The organism is Pseudonocardia sp. HH130630-07, from assembly GCF_001698125.1.
Lineage (GTDB): Bacteria > Actinomycetota > Actinomycetes > Mycobacteriales > Pseudonocardiaceae > Pseudonocardia.
This window is the reverse complement of sequence record NZ_CP013854.1, coordinates 5,525,124-5,546,954: the sequence shown is the minus strand read 5'-3', so window position 1 is coordinate 5,546,954 and position 21,831 is coordinate 5,525,124. Positions and strand designations below refer to the sequence as shown.

The 21,831-nt window shown below is 76.5% G+C and carries 21 protein-coding genes; 13 read left to right on the top strand and 8 right to left on the bottom strand.

Annotation, left to right across the window (positions count from 1 at the left end; translation table 11 throughout):
- Positions 1 to 9: 9 nt before the first annotated feature.
- The gene (locus AFB00_RS26270; RefSeq protein WP_068799402.1) at positions 10 to 840 is read right to left on the bottom strand and encodes a DUF427 domain-containing protein; all 831 of its coding nucleotides are present in this window, start codon (positions 838 to 840) and stop codon (positions 10 to 12) included.
- Between the two features lie 173 nt (positions 841 to 1,013).
- Here AFB00_RS26270 and AFB00_RS26265 point away from each other — a divergent pair, with 173 nt between their 5' ends.
- Together AFB00_RS26265 and AFB00_RS26260 are read left to right on the top strand one after the other, a co-directional pair.
- Positions 1,014 to 1,556 (top strand): MarR family winged helix-turn-helix transcriptional regulator, encoded by a 543-nt coding sequence (locus tag AFB00_RS26265; protein WP_197519663.1) that lies wholly within the window; start codon positions 1,014 to 1,016, stop codon positions 1,554 to 1,556.
- Positions 1,557 to 1,676: 120 nt separating this feature from the next.
- Positions 1,677 to 3,686: a serine/threonine-protein kinase gene (locus AFB00_RS26260; protein ID WP_068799400.1), complete on the top strand. Its 2,010-nt coding sequence runs from the start codon at positions 1,677 to 1,679 to the stop codon at positions 3,684 to 3,686.
- Between the two features lie 15 nt (positions 3,687 to 3,701).
- Here AFB00_RS26260 and AFB00_RS26255 read toward each other — a convergent pair whose 3' ends face one another.
- From AFB00_RS26255 to AFB00_RS26245, 3 genes are all read right to left on the bottom strand, one after another.
- Positions 3,702 to 4,376, bottom strand: coding sequence for a sulfite exporter TauE/SafE family protein (locus AFB00_RS26255; protein ID WP_231974084.1), 675 nt, complete (start codon positions 4,374 to 4,376; stop codon positions 3,702 to 3,704).
- A gap of 113 nt (positions 4,377 to 4,489) precedes the next feature.
- On the bottom strand, positions 4,490 to 5,836 hold the full coding sequence (locus tag AFB00_RS26250) for an MFS transporter (RefSeq protein WP_068799398.1): 1,347 nt from the start codon (positions 5,834 to 5,836) through the stop codon (positions 4,490 to 4,492).
- Complete coding sequence (locus AFB00_RS26245) at positions 5,833 to 6,414, bottom strand: NADPH-dependent FMN reductase (protein ID WP_068799397.1); 582 nt, start codon at positions 6,412 to 6,414, stop codon at positions 5,833 to 5,835. The genes AFB00_RS26250 and AFB00_RS26245 overlap by 4 nt, the downstream gene beginning before the upstream one ends.
- Before the next feature lie 238 nt (positions 6,415 to 6,652).
- Here AFB00_RS26245 and AFB00_RS26240 point away from each other — a divergent pair, with 238 nt between their 5' ends.
- From AFB00_RS26240 to AFB00_RS26225, 4 genes are all read left to right on the top strand, one after another.
- A complete protein-coding gene (locus AFB00_RS26240; RefSeq protein WP_156819729.1) occupies positions 6,653 to 7,633 on the top strand; it encodes a hypothetical protein in 981 nt (326 codons plus the stop codon).
- Between the two features lie 152 nt (positions 7,634 to 7,785).
- Positions 7,786 to 8,478, top strand: a complete 693-nt coding sequence (locus AFB00_RS26235; protein ID WP_156819728.1) for a hypothetical protein — start codon at positions 7,786 to 7,788, stop codon at positions 8,476 to 8,478.
- A 112-nt stretch (positions 8,479 to 8,590) separates the two neighbouring features.
- Complete coding sequence (locus AFB00_RS26230; RefSeq protein WP_068799394.1) at positions 8,591 to 9,055, top strand: hypothetical protein; 465 nt, start codon at positions 8,591 to 8,593, stop codon at positions 9,053 to 9,055.
- Between the two features lie 88 nt (positions 9,056 to 9,143).
- A complete protein-coding gene (locus AFB00_RS26225) occupies positions 9,144 to 9,707 on the top strand; it encodes a hypothetical protein (protein ID WP_068799393.1) in 564 nt (187 codons plus the stop codon).
- 3 nt (positions 9,708 to 9,710) lie between these two features.
- On the opposite strand, the gene AFB00_RS26220 is transcribed toward AFB00_RS26225, so the two are convergent.
- The 3 genes from AFB00_RS26220 to AFB00_RS26210 all read right to left on the bottom strand — a co-directional run bounded on the left by AFB00_RS26220 (position 9,711) and on the right by AFB00_RS26210 (position 12,168).
- Positions 9,711 to 10,379 carry a pentapeptide repeat-containing protein gene (locus tag AFB00_RS26220; protein WP_068799392.1) on the bottom strand — a complete coding sequence of 223 codons (669 nt, stop codon included), beginning with the start codon at positions 10,377 to 10,379 and terminating at the stop codon, positions 9,711 to 9,713.
- A gap of 42 nt (positions 10,380 to 10,421) precedes the next feature.
- Positions 10,422 to 11,354 (bottom strand): alpha/beta fold hydrolase, encoded by a 933-nt coding sequence (locus tag AFB00_RS26215; protein ID WP_068799391.1) that lies wholly within the window; start codon positions 11,352 to 11,354, stop codon positions 10,422 to 10,424.
- An 88-nt stretch (positions 11,355 to 11,442) separates the two neighbouring features.
- On the bottom strand, positions 11,443 to 12,168 hold the full coding sequence (locus tag AFB00_RS26210) for a 2-phosphosulfolactate phosphatase (RefSeq protein ID WP_068799390.1): 726 nt from the start codon (positions 12,166 to 12,168) through the stop codon (positions 11,443 to 11,445).
- An 88-nt stretch (positions 12,169 to 12,256) separates the two neighbouring features.
- On the opposite strand from AFB00_RS26210, the gene AFB00_RS26205 reads away from it, so the two are divergent.
- Positions 12,257 to 13,660 (top strand): APC family permease, encoded by a 1,404-nt coding sequence (locus AFB00_RS26205; RefSeq protein ID WP_156819727.1) that lies wholly within the window; start codon positions 12,257 to 12,259, stop codon positions 13,658 to 13,660.
- 13 nt (positions 13,661 to 13,673) lie between these two features.
- Here the strand turns inward: AFB00_RS26205 and AFB00_RS26200 are convergent, their stop codons facing one another.
- A complete protein-coding gene (locus AFB00_RS26200) occupies positions 13,674 to 14,072 on the bottom strand; it encodes a GNAT family N-acetyltransferase (RefSeq protein WP_068800688.1) in 399 nt (132 codons plus the stop codon).
- 157 nt (positions 14,073 to 14,229) lie between these two features.
- On the opposite strand from AFB00_RS26200, the gene AFB00_RS26195 reads away from it, so the two are divergent.
- From AFB00_RS26195 to AFB00_RS26170, 6 genes are all read left to right on the top strand, one after another.
- Complete coding sequence (locus tag AFB00_RS26195) at positions 14,230 to 17,640, top strand: arabinosyltransferase domain-containing protein (protein WP_156819726.1); 3,411 nt, start codon at positions 14,230 to 14,232, stop codon at positions 17,638 to 17,640.
- A 140-nt stretch (positions 17,641 to 17,780) separates the two neighbouring features.
- Positions 17,781 to 17,960, top strand: a complete 180-nt coding sequence (locus AFB00_RS26190; protein ID WP_068799389.1) for a hypothetical protein — start codon at positions 17,781 to 17,783, stop codon at positions 17,958 to 17,960.
- Between the two features lie 85 nt (positions 17,961 to 18,045).
- A complete protein-coding gene (locus AFB00_RS26185; protein WP_068799388.1) occupies positions 18,046 to 18,759 on the top strand; it encodes a GntR family transcriptional regulator in 714 nt (237 codons plus the stop codon).
- Positions 18,756 to 19,700, top strand: coding sequence for an N-acetylglucosamine kinase (locus AFB00_RS26180; protein WP_068799387.1), 945 nt, complete (start codon positions 18,756 to 18,758; stop codon positions 19,698 to 19,700). The genes AFB00_RS26185 and AFB00_RS26180 overlap by 4 nt, the downstream gene beginning before the upstream one ends.
- Positions 19,697 to 20,617 carry an N-acetylmuramic acid 6-phosphate etherase gene (locus tag AFB00_RS26175; RefSeq protein ID WP_068799386.1) on the top strand — a complete coding sequence of 307 codons (921 nt, stop codon included), beginning with the start codon at positions 19,697 to 19,699 and terminating at the stop codon, positions 20,615 to 20,617. Before AFB00_RS26180 ends, AFB00_RS26175 begins: the two co-directional genes overlap by 4 nt.
- Positions 20,614 to 21,807 (top strand): anhydro-N-acetylmuramic acid kinase, encoded by a 1,194-nt coding sequence (locus AFB00_RS26170; protein WP_068799385.1) that lies wholly within the window; start codon positions 20,614 to 20,616, stop codon positions 21,805 to 21,807. The genes AFB00_RS26175 and AFB00_RS26170 overlap by 4 nt, the downstream gene beginning before the upstream one ends.
- The last annotated feature ends 24 nt before the right edge of the window (positions 21,808 to 21,831 follow it).

The window sequence follows — 21,831 nt, the reverse complement described above, 5'->3', positions numbered from 1 at the left end:
CGGCGCGACTCAGGCGGGGTCGCCGTCCACGGTGACGGTGACCTCCGAGCCGTCGTCGCGCCGGCCGCCCGCGGTGCACAGCAGCCCGGCGATCCGGGCCGACTCCGGCAGCGGGTCGGGGTAGAGCCAGAATGCGTCGGTCAGCCGGGTCCCGCCCGGGAGGTCCGCGTGCCGGTAGTGCGCCTCGCCCTTGTAGGGGCACCGGGTCCTGGTCCGTCCGGCCGACAAGGCGACCGTCACGTCCTCCGGCGGCAGGTACCAGCGGTTCGGCAGTCCCGTCTCGGACAGCACGGACGGGCGGTGGGACTCGGCCAGCACCGTCGTCGAACCGTCCGGTGCGACGTGCGTGACGACGACGTGGCGGTGGGTGGGGCGCACGTCGACCCGGGTGCAGGGGTCGGTGAGGTGGGCGAACACCTGCTCGTCCTCGTCGTACCAGGCGTCGGCCGCGCCCCAGTACAGCGCGGCGAGGCCGTGCAGCCAGGACGCCGCCGGGACCGGTTCCGGGTAGTTCCACACCGTGTCGGCCCGGATCGTGTCGCCGACCTGGATCGACCGGTAGGCGGCGTCGCCCTTGAACGGGCAGTGCGTCGTGTGCCCGGACGGGACCAGCAGCCCGGTGTCGAGGTCGGCCTCGGGCACGTAGAGCACCGGGAGCAGGTTCGACTCGTGCAGCAGCGCGCCGCGCCGGGTGTCCAGCACGGTCCGCCCGGCGACCTCGGCCCGGACCCGGCGGGGGAACGGGTGCAGCAGCAGCTTGTGCGGCGGGCCGTCGATCGCGTAGTTGACGGTCGCCGGCGCGTACGACGACAGCGGGCCGTCGGTCCGGGTGAGTCCCACGGTGTCCCTCCTGGTGTCCGTGCCGCACGGCTGGTCCGGGGCGGCACGGACACCACGCAACCAGAGATCACCGGGACCGGCCAGTACGGCCGTCCGAAGCGCGTACCTTTCGATCCGCTTACGTGATTGCGATCCCGAATGTTGCGGTCCGCAACGTGTGTACCATGCGAAACATGACCGAAAGTCCGATTAGCCCGATTGGCGGCAGCGCAGGCGTCGCCACCGTCGAGCGCGCGCCCGTGCAGGAGCCGCGGCACACCGGAACCGACGGAGCCGCCGAGAAGTCCCTGCAGTCCCTGGAGAAGCAGGTCACCCTCCTGGTGCGCCGCACCATGGAGTCGGTGTGGGCACACGGCTACGGCCCGAACGACGCCGTCGACCGCTACACCTACCCGGTGCTGATGCTGCTCGACGACGAGGGCGCCCTCTCGCTGACCACGCTCACCGGCAAGCTCGGCGTGAGCAAGCCGACCGCCAGTCGTCAGGTGTCCCGGCTGTCCCGGGCGGGCCTGGTCGACGTGTCCCCGCACGAGCGCGACCCGCGTTCGGTGAGCGTCACGCTGACCCCGGCCGGGATGGCCGCCCGCGAGCAGGTGCGCGCCGCCCGGCTGGCCCCGCTGCGCGACGTCATCGCCCACTGGCCGCAGTCCGACCGGGAGGCGCTGGCCGGGCTGCTGGACCGGTTCAACACCGATCTCGACCTGTTCCAGCACTGATCTCACCCCCGTGCCGGCCCGCCACTCCCGGTAGGCGGAACCGTCCGCCGAACCGGTGATGCGATAGTGGGGGGCCCGGCCGTACCGGCCGGGTGATCGGGGTGCGAGGGGGAGTGCGCCGTGGACGCGCTGGTGGCGCTCGTCGCCGGGCTGCTGGACGGGATCCGGGGGCTCGGCGTACCGGACGCCTGTCCCGGTGACTGGGCGTGGTCGGTCACGGCACTCGGCGTGCTCACCGGTCTGCTGCCGACGGCCGGTGCCGTCGTGGTGTCGCTGCTGCGCCGCCGGATCGGATCCGGGTCGGGCAGCGGCTACGGGATGGCCGAGGGCGTGCTCCTGGGCGGCATCGGGGTGCTCGCCGGCGGGCTGCTGCCGCTGGCCGTGTTCGTCGGCGCCGGGGCGGTGTTCGCCCAGGCGACCCAGGGGGTGCCGGCCGTCCCGGGGCTGGACGCGCCGACCACCGAGTCGATCCGGGTCGCCACCTGCGACCTCGTCGGCACCCAGAGCAGCTACCTCGGCCGCGGCAGCGTGGCGGACTCCATCGGCGGCGACATCGTCACCTCGGTGACCGCGGTCGTGCTGCTGGGCGTCGTCCCGCTGCTCGCCGTGATGCTGGTGGCGGTGCAGGCCCGCACGGCGCTGCGCCGCGGTCCCCGCTGGCCCGCCAAGTTCTTCTGGCTGCCGTTCTTCGCGCTGATCCTGCTGACCGCCACCGTCCCGGCGGGGACCGCCGAGCACCTGTGGGTGGGGGTGCTCGTCGGCAGCCTCGCCGGTGTGCTCGTGGTGCCGATGGTCCCGCCGCCCTCGCGCGCCCGGATCGAGCAGCTCCGTGCCGGGCGCAGCGTGCCGCCACCCCCGCCGTCCCGGCCGGTCCCGGTCGCGACCGGCGGGTCGTCCCGGTCCGGGCGCGGTCCCGGTACCGGTACCCGCGGCGGAGTGAGTGCCACCCCGAGCGTCGCCGAGCGGCTCGCCGACCGCTTCGCCCAGCGCGAACCGGAACGCCCGGTCGACCTGTCGGGCCGGTCCGCGCACGCCGGCCCCCCGTCGGTGCAGCGCGGGGCGCCCTACGCCGGGTTCGGCTCGCTCCCCGCCCCGCCCGCCGCCCGCCCGCCGGGCCCGCCCCCGGGCGCCGTGGGGCGGCCACCGGCCGGGCCACCGGCGCACCCGGCCGCCGGTCCGTTGCGGGGTGCCGCCCCGTCGGGCGCCGGCCGGGTCCCGCCGCCGGGGCCGCCGCGCCGTCCCACGCTCGCCGCGCCGGCTCCCGGCGGGCCACCGCGGGCTCCCCGCTTCCGGTTGATGAAGCGGCTCGGCGCCGGTGGTTTCGGCGGGGTGTGGCTCGCGCACGACGCGAAGCTCGGGCACACCGTGGCCGTCAAGTCCGCGCACGCCGCCGACCCGGAGACCGAGGAGCGGATCCGGCGGGAGGCGGCCGCGCTGGGGTCCATGCGCCACCCGTGCTGCGTGGAGATCTACGACCTGCTGCACGCCTCCTCCGACCCGGGCCTGCAGGGCATGGACGGCCTGGTCATCGTCATGCAGTACGTCGACGGCCGGTCGCTGGGCGAGCTGGTGGCCGAGCGCGGCACGGTCGACGACATCTCCGCGGCGCGGATCTGGACCGGAGTCGCCGGCGCACTGGACACGGCACACCGGTCGGGTGTGCTGCACCGCGACATCAAGCCCGGCAACATCGTCGTCGACCCGCAGGGCCATCCGCACCTGATCGACTTCGGGATCGCCCGCAAGCAGGGCGACTCCACGCTGACCCAGACCGGCTACGTCCTCGGCACGCCCGACTACCTGGCCCCGGAGGCGGCGGCCGGCAAACCGGCGTCCCCGGCGTCGGACGGCTGGCAGCTCGCCGCCGCCGTGTCCTTCGCGCTCAGCGGATCGCCGCCGCGCGGTGAGTCGAGCGACGCGGTCGCCGGTCTCCGGGCGGCCGCCGCGGGGGCGAAGCTCACCCACCTGCCCGGCCGTACCGCGCACCTGTCGCTGCTCAAGCAGGCCATGCGGACCGAGCCGCACAAGCGCCCGGACCTGCGGACCGTCCAGTCGAAGCTGGACACCTGGCTGCACCGCCAGGGCTACCGGGCCGACGGACCGGTCACCGCGGTGTTCGACCGCCGCTGAGCTCCGCGGGGCCGGTCAGAGCCAGGCCTGGACGAACAGCCGCACCGCCAGGGCCAGCCCGGCGACGGCGATGCCGATCCGCAGTGCCCGGACCGGCAGCCGCCGGGCGACCGCGGGGCCGAGGTACGCGCCGGCCACCAGCCCGAGTGCGAGCGGCGGCACCGCGCTCCAGGCCACGTCGCCGAACAGCGCGAAGCCCACGGCCGCGATCCCGTTGGCCGACCAGGTCAGCACGTTCTTCAGGGCGTTGGCCCGGAGCAGGTCCGCCCCGGGCGCGGAGGCCAGCAACGCGAGCATGAGCACACCGGCGGCGGCGCCGAAGTAGCCGCCGTACACACCGACCGCGAAGACGCCGATACCGACACCCGGCCCCGGCGGGCGTGCGCTGCCGGCACGGGGCGGGACGAGCAGCAGCATCGCGGCCCCGCCCACGAGGAACGGCACGATCCGCTCGAACCCGCCCTCGGGTGTCAGCAGCAGCAGCCCGGCGCCGGCCGCACCACCGCCCAGCGCGGGGAGCAGCCAGCGCCGTACCCGGGGCCCGGCGCCGCGCAGCTCCGGACGGGAGCCCGCTGCGGCGCCGGCGCCCTGGAAGAACAGGCAGACCGTGTTGGTGACGTTCGCCGTGGTCGCCGGGAGCCCGGTCGCGAGCAGGGCGGGATAGGAGAACAGCGACGCCAGGCCCGCCACGGATCCGCTGAGACCGGCGGCGACCCCGGCGACCAGCAGCAGTCCGAACTCGACGATGAGTGGATCTTATCGGTGCCGGGGCCGCCCGCCCGCCACCGCTCGCACGCCCGCCCTCACGCGGCCGGCGCGCCGACCCGCAGTGCCGGGCCGAGCACGACGGCGGTCCCGGCCAGCGCGAGGACCAGCAGCACGGCCACCCCGAGCCGCCAGCCGGCCGTCCCCCCGCCGGTGAGCGTCCAGCCGAGCGCGGCGATCGCCGGCCCGACGGCGCTGCCGACCGTCCGCACGGTCATCGCGATCCCGCCGGTGGCGCCCTCGGACCCGGCCGGCGCGGCGGCCAGCACGGCCGCGTTCACCGCGGGGTTGAACACCCCGCCCGCGACGCCGACGAGCGCCATCCCCACGGCCAGCGCCGTCCAGCCGGATCCGGCCCCGAGCGGCACCAGCGCGCCGAGCGCCAGCACGCTCAGCACGCCACCGGCCAGGGTGACCCGCAGTGGCCCGATCCGGTCGACGAGCCATCCCGCGACCGGCGAGGTCACCGCCACCGCGGCGACGAACACCAGCAGCGCGGTACCGCCGGCCGTCGCGGTCCGGCCGAGCACGTCCACCACGAACCACGGGACCAGGAACGACACCAGCCCGCTCGTGGTGGACACGGCGAACAGGGCGGTCAGCGTCGGGCCGAACGAGGGCCGCCGCACCAGCTCCCGCACCGACCGCGCCGTCGGCAACCGGGTCCACACCAGGAACAGCACGATCGCGAGCACACCCGCGGCGGGTGCCGGCCAGCCCGCCGACCCGGCCCGGTCCAGCGCGAGCAGCAGGGCGGTCACCGCCCCGCCGAGCACGAGCGCCTCGACCAGCAGCGACCGCGCCGGGCGCGGCACGCCCCGGACCCGGCGCCGGTCCAGGAGCAGCGCCCCGGCGACGACCGCGGCCAGCACGGCGGGCACCTTGACCAGGAAGACCGCCCGCCACCCGAAGGCGTCCGCGACCAGCCCGCCCACCGGGGCTCCGGCCATCGTCCCGACGGTCATGACCGTGATGATCAGGCCGATGGCCCGGCCCCGGCGGTCGGGCGGGACCGACGCCGTCACGATCAGCATGTACACGGCGACGACCAGCGCGGCGGCGACTCCCTGCAGCACCCGTACCGCGACGAGCACGGGCAGCGTGGGCGCCAGCACGGTGGCCGCGGTCGCGGCCAGGATCCCGAACTGGGCGAGGAGGAACACCGGCCGCGGGTCCGCACGGTCGCCCCACCGGCCGGCCGGGATGCCGAGTGCGGCCATCGGGACGGTGTAGGCCAGCAGCACCCACGCCGTCGCGCCGGGCCCGACACCGAGATCGGCGCCGATCCCCGGCAGCGCCACCGACGCGACGGTGATCTCCGAGGTCACGGCGAGCATCGCCAGGCCGAGGGCCAGTACGGCGCCCCAGCGGGCCGGGGCGCTCACGCGACGAGCCCGTGGCTCGCGCGGCCGTCGCGCAGCGTGCGGCCCCACCAGACGAGCTGGTCGGTGAGGACGTGCGCGGCGGTCGCACCCGCGCCGCCGTCGGTGAGCCCGCCGTCGTCGTCGAACAGGTTCCAGAACTCGTGCAGGCTGACGGCGTCGCGCACCGGGGCGGCGTGCAGCTCGACGAACACCGGGCGCAGGTGCTCGACCGCGCGGATCCCGCCGGAGAGCCCGCCGTAGCTGACGAAGCCGACCGGCTTCGCCGCCCACTCCGCGTGGAACGAGTCGATCGCGGTCTTCAGCCCGGCCGGGTAGGAGTGGTTGTACTCCGGGGTGACGACGACGAACGCGTCCGCGGCCGCCAGCCGCCGTCGCAGCGGTTCGACGGGGTCGTGCGGGTCGTCGCGGTTCCCGTCGAGGGCGGGGGAGAGGTTCGCCTCGTGCAGGTCGACGAGATCGATCTCGACATCGTCGCGCCGGCCGGTCTCGCCGGCGAACCAGCGGGCCACGGTCGGGCCGAAGCGGCCGGCGCGGACGCTGCCGATGAGGACGGCGATGCGGACGGGTGCGTTGTTCATGGTCGCGCTCCTGGTGCCGGGCAGGTGATCGGTCCACCTGCACTGCGGCAAAGCTAAGAGCTGAAGTCAGCTTCATATCAAGCGTCCGCCGGGTGGATCGCCCATCGCCGGTACCCTCCGAACACCCGCGGTCGCTTCCGGTGACGAGTCCGACCCCGAACGGGGGTGGCCGACAACGGACATGTGGTCCACACTCGACGCTCTGTCACGTAGTGGTCACGGGAGGCGGCGGACACCGATGAGCGGCAGGCACCGGAGGACAGCGCGCGCGGGACTGCTGAGGCGGATCCTGACCGTCGTCGTGCCGTCGGTCGGGGCGCTGGCCCTCGCGGCGGCCGTCGTGGTCGGGAGCGGTCTCGGCGCCGACCGGTCGCTCTCCCGGCCACCGGCGCCCGGGGTGCCCGGCCCGGAGCCGTCCGGCGACCCGGCGCACGGTGGCGCGGCGGACGGTGGCGCGACCGAGGATCCGTCCGCGCTCGCCGCCCCGTCCACGGGCCGGCCCGGCACCGAACCCGGCGCGCCCGGGCCCCGCGAACCCGTCCGGACCCCGCAGGGCAAGGGGATCGGCATCGCACCGACCGCGGGGTCGACCGACCTCGGCCCGTGGCCCCGCAGTCCCCTCTCCGCCCCGTCCGGGCCGCGGCACGCCGATCCCGGGCGTACGGAGAGCTGGTCGGCACCCGCAAGTGTGCCCGCACCGCGGGACGCCGCAGCCATCCCACCCGCCGCGCCGGCACGGCCCGCCGCGCCGGCACCGTTGCCCGCGGTCCCGGTCCCGCAGCCGCGGGACCCCGCGGCCGCTGCGGTCCCGCAGCCGCGGTCGCCGGCTCCGGAGCCGGCTCCGGTGATCCCGCAGCCCCGCGACACCACCCCGGATCCCGCCACGACGGAGCCGGGCCCCCGCACCCAGCCGCGGTCGGCGGCTCCGCAGGCCCCCGAGCCGCAGCCGGCGGCGCCGTACGAGCGCCGGGTCGTGGACGAGCCGGATGACGAGCTCCGATCCCGCGACCGCGGTGAGCCGGGTGACGACACCCCCCGGGACAGCGGCACCGACGATCGCGACCACGGCGACGACCGCGTGGACGACGACTACGTGGACGACGACTACGTGGACGACCGTGCGGAGGACGGGGACGCCCTGCTGCGACTGCGGCTGCGGCTGCAGGAGGAGCCCGTCGTCGACGTCGGCGTCCCGGCGCTGTCCCTGCTCGGCCGTTGATCCGCGGCCCGCACCGCGGGCGTCCGCTCGCCGACGTCACCCGCTGACACCGCCGCCGACGGGTGCCGCACCCGATCGGCCCATGACGCGTCGTCGCCGGACGGTCACGATCAGGCCATGACTGCGCTGAACGGCCCACCGGGGTGGTGCTGATGGCGGCCCGTCATCGGCTCCCCGACGAGCCGGGCGCGGCCGGTGAGCCCGACCGGCCCGCACCCGCACGACCCGCGGAGTCCGCCGGTGCGGGACGGCTGCGCGCCGTCCTGGTCGGCACGGTGCCGGTCCTGTTCGCCGCGGCGGTGACGGTGGCCGCGGTGCTGGGCACCGGGCCGCTCGGCGCCGTCGCCCCGGCGGACCAGCGCACCGACGGGTCGGTGCCCATCCCCACGTTCGTCGGCGGCCCGGTCGCCGACCGCGCGGACGGTCCGCCGGACCGGATCCCCGTGACCGGCACGGCCGGGGTCCCGCCCGGGGCACGTGAGACCGCCGCCGCGGCCGCGGCGGACGACGCCGCCAGGGCGGTCGCCGTCCGGGACGCCACCGAGCGGGCCGCGGCCCGCGAGCGCGCCGAGGAGGCCCGGCGGGCCGAGGAACGGGCGGCCCGGGAGCGTGCGGCCGAGGACGACCGGCGGGCCCGGCAGCAGGTCGAGGAACGCCGGCAGGCCGAGGACCGGGCGCGCCGCGCCGCCGTCCCGACGACCGCGGTCCCGCCGCCGCCCGCACCGACGGCCCCGCCCCCGCCGGTCTCGCCGCTGTCGGCCGCGGACCGGCCCGGGGAGGTGACCGGTGACGCCCCGGTGTCGACCGAGGGTGTCCCGTGCGGTCCCGGTTGCGGGCGGCAGTGAGACCCGTGGGGGCAGGCCCGCACGGGTGAGCGGCCGCCCGCCGGATCGCGCCGGCGGCCACCGGCCCCCATCATCGCGAGTACGACCCGCCGCACGACCCGGGAGGACGCTCATGGGTGGACGCCATCGCACGCGCCGGCGTCGTCGTCGCGAGTCGTCGTGGACGGTCACCGCCGTCCTGCTGCCGGTGCTGGCCGCCATCGCCGGGGCCGCCACGGTCGTCGCGGTCGTGGCCGCGGGCGGCGTGCTCGGCGGATCGGTGGCACCCGCCGCGCCGGGAGCGGCGGCGTTCGTGCTGCCCCGGTCGGCACCGGTGGTCGCGCTGCCGGAGCCGGTCGACGCGCTACGGGCGGTGCGGGAGGCCGCCGGAGCCGCCGGGAGCGCCGACGGCGACGGCGGCACCGACGGTGCGAACGGCACGGCCGGGTGCGACCTCGACGGGCCGCCCCGCTTCGACGATCCGGCCGATCCGGACCGGATCACCGGCCGGGACTGCGGTTACCGCGACGAGCAGGGCCGGGACCGGTCCCGCGACCCGTGGATCGACGGGCAGCTCCGCGACGCGGCGGGCGACTGACCTCGGGACCGTTTCGTGCCGACCCCCGCTGGATACGGAGATCGGGACGGGAGGCGATCAGATGAGTGGACGACACCGACGGACCCCCATGACGCCCGGCCGCCGAGCGCTGCTGGGGACCGTTCCGCTGGTCGGCGGAGCAGGCCTGGTCACGGGGGTGCTGACCGGGGTGGCGCCGGAGCCGGAGACGACGGAGACCGTCCTGCCGGTCGCCGCGCCCACCGCCGCGGACGCTGTGGAGGCCGTCGCGGCCACCGGGATCCCGGGCAGGGGTGAACAGGCGATGGAGGTCGTCGCCGGTGCCCGCGATGCCGCACGGGCCCGCGAGGACACCGGTGAGCGGTCGGCCGACCGGGTCAGCACCGTGGCCCGCGAGCTGCGCGCCACCGCCGAGGAGCGTGCGGCCGAGGCCCGGGCGGAGGGCGATGCCGCGCTGGCCGCGCACCTGAGCCAGGAGGCGGACCGGCAGGACCTCGTCGAGCCCGGGTCCCGGCCGGTGCTCGCCGACGCCACGGCCGATCCGGGCGTCGAGTGCACCTCGGGGGACCTGTTGCAGCTCGGACCGCTCACGGTCGCCGGACCGGACGACCCGGAGTGCGACGTGGACCCGTGGGTCGCCGACCAGGTCGAGCAGGCCGCCGCCCGCGGCTGAACCTCACTCCAGGACGGTCAGGCCCAGCGCCTCGCAGATCGCCGCGGCCTGGACCGGGGACACGACGGCGCCGCGCAGCGCGCCGGGCGTCTCGGGTGTGACCTCGCCGAGGTCGCAGCCGCGCAGGTCGGCGGACTCCATCCGGGCCGCCCGCAGCACCGTGCCCCGCAGCCGGCACCGCTCGAAGTCCACGGTCCGCAGGTCGGCCCCGGACAGATCGGCCTCGGACAGGTCGCACTCGGTGACCCGCAGCCCGCGCAGCCCCGCGTTGCCCAGGTCGGCGAGCTGCAGGTTGCACCCGGTCAGCACGAACGAGGCCGCCAGCCCCCGCACCCCGCGCAGCGAGGTCCCGATCATCCGGCACCCCTCGAACCGGGTGTCGCCGAGCGTGGCCCCGGCGAACCGGGCGCCCGACAGGTCGACGCCGGTGAGGGTCGCGTCGGTGAGGTCGGCCTCCCGCAGGTCAGCCCCGGCCAGCGAGCACCGGCTGAGCACCGCGCGATCCAGCCGGGTGCCGCGCAGGTCGGCCCCGGCCAGCGAGCCGCCCTCGACGACCAGCCCGGCGAGGTCGGTCTCCCGCAGGTCTCCGTCGTCGAGCCGGACGTCGTGCAGCGGCTGCCCGGCCCGGGCCGCCGCGACCAGGTCCTCGGGCGTGATCACGTCGGAAGTCACCCGCGCACGGTCGCACGGGGCACCGACAGCGTGGCCGCGGGCTCAGGACGCGGTGGGGGCCTCCGGCCCGACCGGCAGGCAGCGGACCGGTCGTGCGTGCTCCGGGTCGAGCGCGTTGACGATGTGCTGCAGGGTCACCGGGTCGAACGCCACGGCGACGTGCTCGGCCAGGTCCGTCGGGCAGCCGTCCTGCAGGACGATGTTGTCCGCGCCGTCCATCAGGCCCGAGGTGTACGGCACGACCAGCTCGTCGTAGCGGGTGAGGATCATCGTGTAGTCCACGCCCGGGGCCCGGGGCCCGCCGTCGGAGTTCATCCGCTCCAGGAAGTCCGACCCGCGCAGGAACTGCCGGCAGGACGCGCAGAGCGGGTCCAGCGCGAGCCCGATCGCCGGCCCGAGGCCGAGCTGCTGGCCGGTCCGGTTCAGCAGGGCCAGGCCCGCGGTCTCCGTGCCGTCCCACAGCGGGGTCATACCGACGTAGCGGCCGACGTGCTCGGCGCCGCCGAGGAACCGGACGTAGTGGTTGGGCATCAGGGAGCCCTCGGAGTGCCCGACGATGTCGACCTTCCCGGCGCCGGTCGCCGCCAGCACCCGGTCGACGAAGTCCCCGAGCTCGGCCGCGCTGGTCTCCATCGGTGCGAGCCCGCCGACCTGGGTCAGCGGCGGCGGCGCGAGCGGGTTGCGGCCGTAGGTCAGGGCGAACACGCAGAACCCGCGCTCGGCCAGCCGGGGTGCGACGTAGGACCAGTTCAGTGCCTGGTTGGCGCCGAGCCCGTGCACGAGGACGACGGGGTCGGGGTGCTCGGGCGACGGCCGGCAGCCCCAGTCGTTGGCCCCGGGTGGCGAGGGATCGAGCAGGTCCTGCGCCGGCGCGGCCGGAGCCGCGGCCTGGGCCACCGGGGTCAGCAGCGCCATCCCGATCACGAGGAGCGCCATCGCGATCGACACGACCGTGCCCCATCGCCGTCGGTCCATCCCTGCCGCCTCCTCGGTCACAGCGCCGGGACGACCGGTGCCCCGCGGTACAACGACGCGCCGGCCGAAAGGTTGCGCGGCGGTCCGGTCAGGCGGCGGCGTCGACGAACACGCCGCCGGTCAGGACCGGCAACACCGGGCTGGAGTCGAGCTCGGCGGCGACGTCGACGTCCTCCTCCCAGCCGCGCCCGACGAGCTCGCGCCCGCTCACGCAGTCGTGCAGCGCCGCCGCCGGGTCCCCGAGCAGCGCCCCGGCCGCGGCGGCCACCGCCAGCGCCTCCGGGGAGAGCAGCCGTGACGGCAGCCCGGCCAGTACCGCACCCGCGCCCACGAGGTCCTCGACGGCCGGGCGCAGCGCGCCGTCCGGCCACCGCTCACCGGCCGCGACGACACCGATGCGCGCACCCCGGTCGCACCGCTCGCGCAGCAGGCGGACGGCACCCGCCCGGTTGCGCAGCGAGACGCCGAGCACCGGCGCGGAGGCTCCTGCCGCGATCGTGGCCCCGTTGGGCGAGGGGAGCACCAGCCGTCGCAGGCCGGGGGCGGAGCGGACCGAGACCGGCGACAGCGACACCGGGCCGGCGCCGCGCGGGGCGGCCAGCGTCGCGTCGTGCCGGCGGGCCAGCTCGCGGGCGTGGTCGTCCCGGCGGGCGCACGGCACGACCGGGACACCCCGGTCGAGCGCCACGGTCAGGGTGGTGGTGAAGCTGAGGACGTCGGCGACGACGAGCAGGTCGGCGCCGGTCATCGCGGCCGCGCCGGCGGGTCCCCACCCGATCCGGACGGGTTCGGCCCACGGCCTGGTGTCGGTCACCGGCCCATCCTGCCCGTCCGGTCCGTCCGTTGTGGCTCGCTCCCGGGCAGTGCACCCTGTGCATCCAGCCGGGAGTCGAGGAGGACGCGTGGCCGGAGCGGACGAGCAGACCTTCGTACGGGCACTGGGCCGGGCCGACGTGCTCGCCGTCGGGTTCGGCGCCATGATCGGCTTCGGCTGGGTGGTGCTGGCCGGGGAGTGGGTGTCCGGCGCGGGGACCGGTGGCGCCGCGCTCGCGTTCGTCATCGGTGGCGCGGTGATGGCGATCGTCGGGCTGACCTACGCCGAGCTGGTCTCGGCACTGCCCAAGGCGGGCGGGGAGCACCACTACGTGCTGCGGGCGCTCGGCTCGCGGTGGGCGTTCGTCGCGTCCTGGGCGATGGTCCTCGGTTACCTGTCGGTCGTGGCGTTCGAGGCCGTCGCCCTGCCGGAGACGGCGCTCTATCTCCTCCCCGACCTGCAGGCCGGGCTGCTGTGGACGATCGCCGGCTACGACGTGTACGCCACCTGGGTGCTCGTCGGGGTCGGCGGCGCCGTCGCGGTCACCTGGCTGAACTACGTCGGGATCCGGCCCGCCGCCGTCGCCCAGACGGTCGCGGTCGCGTTCCTGGTGGCCGTCGGCCTGGTGATGCTCACCGGCACCGTCGCCGGAGGGAGCGCCGCCACCGCGGAGCCGTGGTTCACCGGCGGCGCCGCCGGGATGCTCGGCGTGCTCGTCGCGGTGCCGTTCCTGTTCGTGGGCTTCGACGTGATCCCGCAGTCGGCCGAGGAGATCGACCTCCCGCAGCGGCACATCGGACGGCTGCTGGTCGTCTCGGTCCTGATGGCCATCGCGTTCTACGTGGTCATCGTGCTCGGGACCGGCGCAGCGCTCGACGACGAGGCGCTGACCGGCTCCCGGCTCGCCGCTGCCGACGGGATGGCCGTGCTCTGGGGGCACCCGGCGTTCGGCACGCTGCTCGTCCTCGGCGGCATCGCCGGCATCCTCACCAGCTGGAACGCGTTCCTGATCGGGGCCAGCAGACTGGTGTACGCGATGGCCGCGTCCGGGATGCTGCCGCGCTGGTTCGCCGCGGTGCACCCGCGGTACCGGACGCCGTCGCACGCGGTGCTGTTCATCGGCGGCCTGTCCGTGCTGGCCCCGCTGTTCGGCGACAACATGCTGACCTGGCTGGTCGACGCGGGCGGCATCACCATCACCATGGGGTTCACCCTGGTCGCCGTGACGTTCCTGGTGCTCCGCCGTCGCGAACCCGGTCTCGAGCGACCGTTCCGGGTCGCCGGGGGAGCGGTGGTCGGCGGGACCGCCGTCGTCGCCGGGCTGATCCTCTTCTCCTTCTACCTGCCCGGGATGCCGGCGGCACTCGGCACGGCCGAGTGGGTCATCGTCGGGGCCTGGTGGCTGGCCGGCGCCTGGTTCCTCACCCGGTTCCCGGAGGTCGGGCACGGCGCCGACGCCGAGGAGCGGCTGGTCCGGGCCACCGGCCGCTGACCGGGACCGGCCCTCACACCAGCGGCAGCTTGTAGCCCTCGTGGGAGGCGACGAAGCCGAGCCGCTCGTAGAACCGGTGGGCGCCGGTACGGGACCGGTCCGACGTCAGCTGCACCAGGACCGCGCCGCGCCGCCGGGCCTCGTCGGCGGCGTACCGGACCATGGTCTCGCCGAGACCGGCGCCGCGGCGGTCGGCGGCGACCCGCACGGCCTCGATCTGGGCCCGCAGCGCACCCCGCCGGGCGAGCCCGGGGAGCAGCGACAGCTGCAGGGTGCCGACCACGGTGCCGGCCGAGTCCGCGACGAGCAGCAGCTCCGAGGGATCGGCGTCGATCCGCTCGAACGCGGCGCGGTAGGGCGCCGGATCGGCCGGGTCCTCCCGGCCCGCCCCGAGCGGGTCGTCGGCCAGCATCGCGACGATCGCCGTGACGTCGTCGATCGTGGCCCGTCGTACCGTCACCGGGGTGTCGTCGGTCCGCACCGGGCCAGCATCGCACGCCGGTCGCGGACAGCTGATCATCACGGGGCCTGGCCGGGGCCGTCCGGAACGCGGCCGCTACCGTCGTTCGGTGCTCACCGAGGAACCGAGGATCGCGGAACGGGGGCAGGTCGACACCGCACGTGACCGGCGCCGCCTGCGCTGGGCGGGCAGGCTCGGCCTGCTGGCGTTCGTGCTGGCCGTGGCCGTTCCCTTCCTCCCCGTGGTGCAGCACGAGAACACCATCGTCTGGCCGTCGGCCGGCACCGGGACGCAGGACGTCAACGCGCCGCTGGTCGCCCTCCGACCGCAGTCGATGTCGGTCACCGTCCCCGCCGACGCGGTCCGCAGCCTCGACGGGCGCAGCCCGGGCCCGGCGACGGTGTTCTCGACGGTGCCGCCGGAGTCCCCGGAGGGCGCCCTGTCCGGGCTCGCCCTCACCGTCGCCGACGGACAGCTCGTGCTCGTCAACCGGGGCCAGCAGCTCGCGGCCGCGCCGCTGCGCGACCGGCCGTCGGAGATCCGGATCACCTCCGACGCGACCGCCACCACCGTCGACCTCGGCTCCGGCGCCCAGACCTTCCCCGGCGACGTGCGTCCGCAGTCGGTCGGGATCTACTCCGACCTGGACTCCGCCCTCGACCCGCTCGGCGGGACCGCCGTCCGGATCAGTCCGGACACCCGCTTCGACTCCAGCCCGTCGGTCTGGAAGTCCCTCGCCACGGCCGTCGCCACGCTGGCACTGATCGGCTCGCTGCTCGCGCTGGCCGGTGTGGACCGGCACCTCGGGCGGCGCCCGCACCGGGCCGGCCGCGAGGCGGGCGGGATGGCCGAGCGCTGGCACCCCCGCCTCCGCCGGTGGTGGACCCGGGCCCGGCCCCGCCCGGTCGACGTGACGGTCGTCGGCGTGCTGGGGCTGTGGGCCGCGATCGGTGGCCAGACCTCCGACGACGGGTTCACCCTCGGTATCGCCCGGGACGTCCCCACGTCGGGCTACGTCGGCAACTACTACCGCTGGTACAACGCCGCCGAGGCCCCGTTCGGCTGGTTCTACGACCTCTACGCGCTGTGGGTCCAGGTCTCGGACTCGCTGCTGTGGCTGCGGCTGCCGTCGGTCCTGATGGGGGTGACGGCGTGGTGGCTGGTCTCCCGCGGCCTGCTCCCGCGGCTCGGCCGCCAGGCCCGGCGCTCCCGGGCCGCGACCTTCGCCGCGGCGAAGGTCTTCCTCGCGTTCTGGATGGCCTACAACTCCGGCCTGCGGCCGGAACCGGTGGTCGTCGTCTGCTCGCTGCTGGCCCTGGTGTGCGTCGAGCGCGCGATCGCGCTGCAGCGGACGCTGCCGGTCGCGCTCGGGCTGTTCGCCGCCTCGCTGGCGGTCGGGGCGAACCCGGCGGGCCTCATCGCGATCGCCCCGTTCCTCGCCGGCATCCGCCCGCTGTGGCAGCTGCTGGCCGCCCGGGTCCGGGCGTTCGGTGCGATCCCGGTGCTCGCCCCGCTGCTGGCCTCCGGCACCGCGATCCTGATGATCGCCTGGGTCGACCAGAGCTGGGCCGCAGTCATCGACTCGACCCGGATCCGGTCCGACATCGGCCCGGACTGGCCCTGGTACTCCGAGATCGCGCAGCGCTACGCACCGCTGTTCGGCAGCCTCGCCGACGGATCGATCGCCCGGCGCTTCCCGATCCTGCTGGTCATCCTCTGCACGCTCGCCTGCGTCGTCGTGCTGATCCGGCGCAACCGGATCCCCGGCGCCGCGCTCGGCCCGGCCCAGCGGCTCATCGGCAGCACGGTGATCGCGCTGCTGATCTTCGCGATGACCCCGACGAAGTGGACCCACCACTTCGGTGACCTCGTCGGGCTCGGTGCCGGCATGGTCGCGCTCGCCGCGATCGCGACCGGATCGGACGCACTGCGCTCGCTGCGCAACCGGCTGGCGTTCCTCTCGGCCGCCTTCCTGGTCGCCGCACTGTCCGCGGCCGGCCCGAACACCTGGTGGTACACGAACAACTGGGGCGTGCCCTGGGCCGACGAGCAGGTCACGATCGGCGGGTTCGAGGCCTCCAGCGTGCTGCTCCTCGTCGCGCTGCTGCTGGCCGCCGGGGCCGGGGTCGAGCACCTGCGGGGGATCCGCGAGGAACGCCACCCCGACCAGCTGGCCGGGCTGGAGCGGGCCGTCGGCAGGCTCCCGCTCGTCGGCCGCTGGTGGCGGGCCAGAGACTGGCGCCGGGACGCCTCGGCCGCGCTGGACGCCACCCGGCGGCTGCGGCTCACCTCCGCACCGCTCGCGCTGCTGTGTGCCCTGCTGGTCGGCTTCAACCTGATCTCGATGACCGCCGCCATGCAGGCCCGGTCCGGTACCTGGTCGATGGGTGCCGACGCGCTGTCGCACCCGCTCGGCGGCTCCTGCGGCCTGGCCAGCCAGGTGCTCGCCGAGCGCAGGCCGGTCGACGGCGTGCTGCCCCCGGCACCGGAACCGGCCGGGATGGCCTCACCGGCCCGGCCGGACCTGCTGCCGACCGTCGCGCCCCCGCCCCCGCCGGGCGAGGCGACCGCGACGCCCGCGCCGCTCCCGCCCGGTGTGGTCCCGGCGAACAGCCCGGACGCCCAGCTGCGCGACCCGACCAGCGGGGGATCGGGGTTCCGTCGCGACGGCGTCCCGCCGACCGGTGGCGGTACCGGGGTGTCCGGCTTCGAGTACGTGCTCTCCGGCGGCATGGGCGGGGACTCCGCACCCGCCTTCGGCAGCTTCGACTCCTCCGGCCGCACCACCGGGATCCTGCGCACCCCGTGGACGCTGCTCACCGAGGACCAGCGGACGGGGACGACCCCACTGGTGGTGACGGCCGCGGGCCGGCTGGGCGGCGGCAACAAGCTGACCGTGCAGTACGCGACCCGGCTCGACGACGGCCGGGTGCGCGTCGTCGAGCAGACCACCCTCGACGACGGCCGCGGCGAGGAGATGCCGTGGCGGGAGCTGCGCTTCGACCTGCCCGACGCGGCCCGGGCCGCCACCGAGGTGCGCCTCGTGGCGCAGGACAACTCGCTCGGCGCCGACGGCTGGCTGGCCGTCGCGCCGCTGCGTGCCCCGCAGCTCGCGCCGCTGTCCACGGTGACCGGGGACCAGCCGCTGTTCCTGGAGTACCCCGTGTCGCTGGCGAGCCCCTGCCTGCGGCCGTTCACCACCGCCGGGGGGATCGCCCAGATCCCGGCCTACCGGCTGCAGGCCGACGGGAGCCGGATGCGGGTCGACGGGGAGGGCTGGTCCACCCCGCAGGCGGGCGGACCGCTGGGCTGGATCACGATCGTCGGCAAGCAGACCGAGCTGCCCACCTACCTGGAGGGCGACCCCGGCCGGGACTGGGGCAAGGTGCAGGCGATCCAGCCGTACCGCCCGAACGCGGTGGCGCCCACGCTGGAGCGGTCCGACGTCCTGCGCTCGGGCCTGTACAGCCCGGGGCCGCTGCCGGCCCCGCCACCGGGCATCCCGTCGCCGAGCCGCTGAGGTCGCGACCGGGATCCGGGGCACCGTCACCCGTCGCACTCATGGAGCTTCGGCCCGGCCGGGCGAGGCCGGTGCTCCATGAGTGCGACGGCGGCCGGCCCGGTCGACAGTCCGGCGGGCGGCGGGGCACCATCGGCGGCGTGACGATCCCGGCCTGCCGGCTCTGCGGCGCCCCGCGACCCGACGCGCCCGGTGCCGCGGCGGTCGCGGGCTGGGTGTCCGACCGCGACGAGCGCGGACGCGAGGGATGGTTCTGCCCGGATTGCGCGCGCCGCCACGTCCGCGACATCGAGTCCAAGCTCGACGTCGAGTGGTGGTGACCCGACGGGCCCCGGCGGTCTGACCGGCGGTCTTGCCCTCGGCCCAGCAAAGCTGTACCAATGGTCCAGCTTTCGAGGAGGGTCGATGAAGTACCTGCGGCTGCACGACGAGCTGCGCGAGCGGGTCGACGCCATGGCGGCGGGCGAACCGCTGCCGCCGGAGCGCGAGCTCGCCCGCGAGGTCGGGGTCTCCCGGACCACGCTGCGGCGGGCCGTCGACGAGCTGGTCGCGGCCGGCCGGCTGCACCGGCGGCAGGGGGCCGGCGTCTTCGCGGTCGGGCCGCGGATCGCGCACGGGCTGACCGCGACGTCGTTCTCCGCCGACATGCGGGCCCGCGGGCTGGAGCCCGGCACCCGGATCGTCGAGTTCGAGAGCGGCCCGGCCGGTCCGCGGCTGGGCCGGCGGCTGGAGCTCTCGCCGGACGCGCCGGTGGTCCGGGCAGTGCGCCTGCGCTCGGCCGGCGGCGAGCCGATGGCCCTGGAGACCCTGCACGTGCCGGGCGACCTGGTGCCGGGCCTGCGCGAGCCGGACCTGGCGGAGTCCTCGTACTACGAGCTGCTCGCCCGGCACGGCCACGCCGTGGCCGGTGGGCGCCAGTCGATCGAGCCGACCGTCACCGACGGGGCGGAGTCCGCCCTGCTCGGGGTGCCCGTGCACAGTCCGGCACTGCTGTTCGAGCGCACCACCCGCGACGGGGGCGGTCGCGTCCTCGAGTTCGTCCGCGCGGTCTACCGCGGCGACCGCTACCGGATCGAGACGGAGATCGCCCCGGTCGGAGTCCCGGCGGCGACCCGGTGAGCGCCCTGCTGGCGTTCGACGTCGGGCGGACGGTCTGCCGGGCCGCGCTCGTCAGCGACGGCGCGCGGGTGCGCACCGGGGACGTGCCGTGCACCGGAGGCGTCGCGGACCGGGACGGTGTCGCACGGGTGCTCGCCGCGATGTCCGCGGTCACCGCCGGATGGCCGGCCCCCGCCGCGGCCGCCGCCGGGGTGGCGGGCCTGGCCGCGGTGCCGCAGGCGGCCGGGCCGCTGGCCCGGGGCCTGCGCGAGCGGCTCGGCTCCGGGACCAGGGTGCTGCTGGCCTCGGACATGGTCACCTGGCACGCCGGGGCGCTGGGCGGTGTGCCGGGCGTCGTGCTCGCCGCCGGGACCGGTGCCGTCGCGCTGGGGATCGGCGCCACCGGGCACTCCGCCCGGGTCGACGGCTGGGGCCACCTGCTCGGCGACGACGGCAGCGGGCACGCGATCGGCCGGGCCGGGCTCGCCGCGGCGCTGCGGGCGCACGACGGCCGTCCGGACGGGTCGGTGGCGCTGCTCGCCCGGCTGCGCGAGCGCCACGGCGAGCCGGAGGCACTGCCCGGCCGGGTGTACGACGCCGCGGACCCGGCCCGCGAGGTGGCCGCGTTCGCCAGGGACGTGCTCGCCGTGGCCGCGATCGGGGACCCGGTCGCCGGGCGGATCGCCGACCGGGCGGCGACCGATCTCGCCGAGTCCGCGTCGGCGGCCATGGACCGGGTCGGTGATGCGGAGCGCGGCGGCCCGCGGACCGTGGCGTGCGCCGGTGGCCTGCTCGACGCCGGCCCGGTGCTGACCGACCGGCTCGACGCCGCGCTCGCCGCCCGCTCGCTCACCCGCACCCACCCGCTCGGTGACGCCCTGGACGGTGCCCGCCTGCTGCTGGAGGACCCCACCGTGCCGCACCACGCACTGCTCGCCCCGGCCACCGGGGTGCTCCGGTGAGCCGCGAGGACATCGGCGCGCTCGGCACCGAGCGGGTGCGCCCGGAACTCGCCGATCTGGACCAGTGGTCCACTCGGGCGCTGGTCGATCTCGTCACCGCCGAGGACGCGGGCGTCGTCGCGGCGGTGCGGGCCGAGGCCGGGCGGATCGCCGCCGTGGCCGATCTCGCCGTCGAGCGGCTGGAGCGCGGCGGCCGGATGATCTACGGCGGTGCCGGGACGGCCGGACGGCTCGCGGTGCTCGACGCCACCGAGCTGGCGCCCACCTACGGGGTCGGGCCGGACCAGGTCGTCGCCCTGCTGGCCGGCGGGCGCGCCGCGATGACCGCCGCGGTCGAGGGCGCCGAGGACGACACCGAGGCGGCCGTCGCCGATCTCGCCGCCCTCGGCCCCGGGCCCGGCGACCTGGTCGTCGCCGTGACCGCCTCCGGCCGGACGCCGTACGCCCGCGCGCTGCTCGTCGCGGCCCGCGCGGCCGGCGCCGCCACCGCGGCCGTCGCGAACAACCCGGACAGCCCGGTCGCCGCGCTCGCCGACGTCGCGATCACGCTCGACACCGGCCCCGAGATCGTCGCCGGCTCGACCAGGATGAAGGCGGGGACCAGCCAGAAGATGCTGCTCACCGCGCTGTCGACGGCGGTGATGGTCCGGCTCGGCAAGGTCCACGGCAACCTCATGGTCGACGTCGCCGCCACCAACGTGAAGCTGCGGATCCGCGCGGAGGCGATCGTCGCCGACGCCACCGGTGCCGGTCCGCGCGAGGTCCGGACCGCCCTCGACGACGCGGGCGGCCACGCGAAGACCGCGATCGTCGCCCTGCTCGCCGGGGTGGACGCCCGCGCCGCGACCGCGCTGCTCTCCGGTGCCGGCGGCCGGGTCTCGGCCGCGGTCGCCGCCGCCGCGGGAGGACGGTCGTGATCGTCGTCGGGCTGTCCTCGGGCACCTCGGTGGACGCCATCGACGTCGCCGCCGCCGAGCTGCGCCTCGACGACGACGGGGCGGTCGCGATGAGCCCGCTCGGCGGTCTGGAGGTGCCGTTCGACCCGGAGCTGCGCGCCGCCGTGCTCGCGGCGCTGCCGCCCGCGGCGACGACGCTGGCCGACGTCGCCCGGATCGACACCGGGCTCGGACGGGCGTTCGCCGCGGCGGCGGTCCGGGGCGTCGACGAGCTGACCGGTGGCCGCGCCGAGCTCGTCGCCAGCCACGGTCAGACGCTGTTCCACTGGGTCGAGGACGGGCACGTGCGCGGCACCCTGCAGCTCGGCCAGCCCGCCTGGATCGCCGAGGCCACCGGCCTGCCCGTGCTGTCGGACCTGCGGGCCCGCGACGTCGCCGCGGGTGGTCACGGGGCCCCGCTGGCGTCGGTGCTCGACGTCTTGCTGCTCGGCGAGCGGGCCGCGACCACGGGCGGGCCGGTCGCCGCGCTGAACCTCGGCGGGATCGCCAACGTCACCGTCGTGGGCGGGGCGGAGCCCGTCGCCCTCGACACCGGCCCGGCCAACGCCCTGCTCGACGCGGCCGTGCGGGCGGCCGGAGCGGGGGACCGCGACACCGGGGGCCGGCGCGCGCTGCGCGGCACGGTCGACGCGGCGGCACTGGATCGGCTGCTCGCCGAGCCGTACTACCGGCTGCCCGCGCCGAAGAGCACCGGCAAGGAGCTGTTCGACGGCGGCTACACGGCCCGCGTGCTCGCCGGGCACGCCGTGCTCGACCGGCTCGACGACCTGCTCGCCACCCTCACCGAGCTGACCGCGGCCACCGTGGCCGGCGCGCTCGCCCCGCACCGGGTGCGGGAGGTGCTCGTGTCCGGTGGTGGCGCGGCCAACCCGGCCGTCGTCGCCGCGCTGGAACGCCGGCTCGCCCCGGCGGTGCTGCGTCCCGTGTCGGACGCCGGACTGCCCGGCGACGCCAAGGAGGCGTTGCTGTTCGCCCTGCTCGGGTTCCTCACCTGGCACGGCGTGCCCGCCACCGTCCCGTCCTGCACCGGGGCGGCGAGGCCGACGCTCGCCGGCCGGATCAGCCCCGGAGCGGGCCCGCTGCGGCTGCCCCGGCCGGTGCGGCCGCCGTCCCGGCTCCGGATCACGCCCCCGGCCGCGCCGGGCACCTGACCACCCGTCCACCACCACCCCGGG

What these genes read in the sequence shown, in the direction of transcription:
- AFB00_RS26265 (WP_197519663.1), top strand. Translation starts at nt 1,014, where the DNA reads ATGACCGAAAGTCCGATTAGCCCGATTGGCGGCAGCGCAGGCGTCGCC.
- AFB00_RS26245 (WP_068799397.1), bottom strand. Translation starts at nt 6,414, where the DNA reads ATGAACAACGCACCCGTCCGCATCGCCGTCCTCATCGGCAGCGTCCGC.
- AFB00_RS26240 (WP_156819729.1), top strand. Translation starts at nt 6,653, where the DNA reads ATGAGCGGCAGGCACCGGAGGACAGCGCGCGCGGGACTGCTGAGGCGG.
- AFB00_RS26235 (WP_156819728.1), top strand. Translation starts at nt 7,786, where the DNA reads ATGGCGGCCCGTCATCGGCTCCCCGACGAGCCGGGCGCGGCCGGTGAG.
- AFB00_RS26230 (WP_068799394.1), top strand. Translation starts at nt 8,591, where the DNA reads ATGGGTGGACGCCATCGCACGCGCCGGCGTCGTCGTCGCGAGTCGTCG.
- AFB00_RS26225 (WP_068799393.1), top strand. Translation starts at nt 9,144, where the DNA reads ATGACGCCCGGCCGCCGAGCGCTGCTGGGGACCGTTCCGCTGGTCGGC.
- AFB00_RS26215 (WP_068799391.1), bottom strand. Translation starts at nt 11,354, where the DNA reads ATGGACCGACGGCGATGGGGCACGGTCGTGTCGATCGCGATGGCGCTC.
- AFB00_RS26200 (WP_068800688.1), bottom strand. Translation starts at nt 14,072, where the DNA reads ATGCTGGCCGACGACCCGCTCGGGGCGGGCCGGGAGGACCCGGCCGAT.
- AFB00_RS26185 (WP_068799388.1), top strand. Translation starts at nt 18,046, where the DNA reads ATGAAGTACCTGCGGCTGCACGACGAGCTGCGCGAGCGGGTCGACGCC.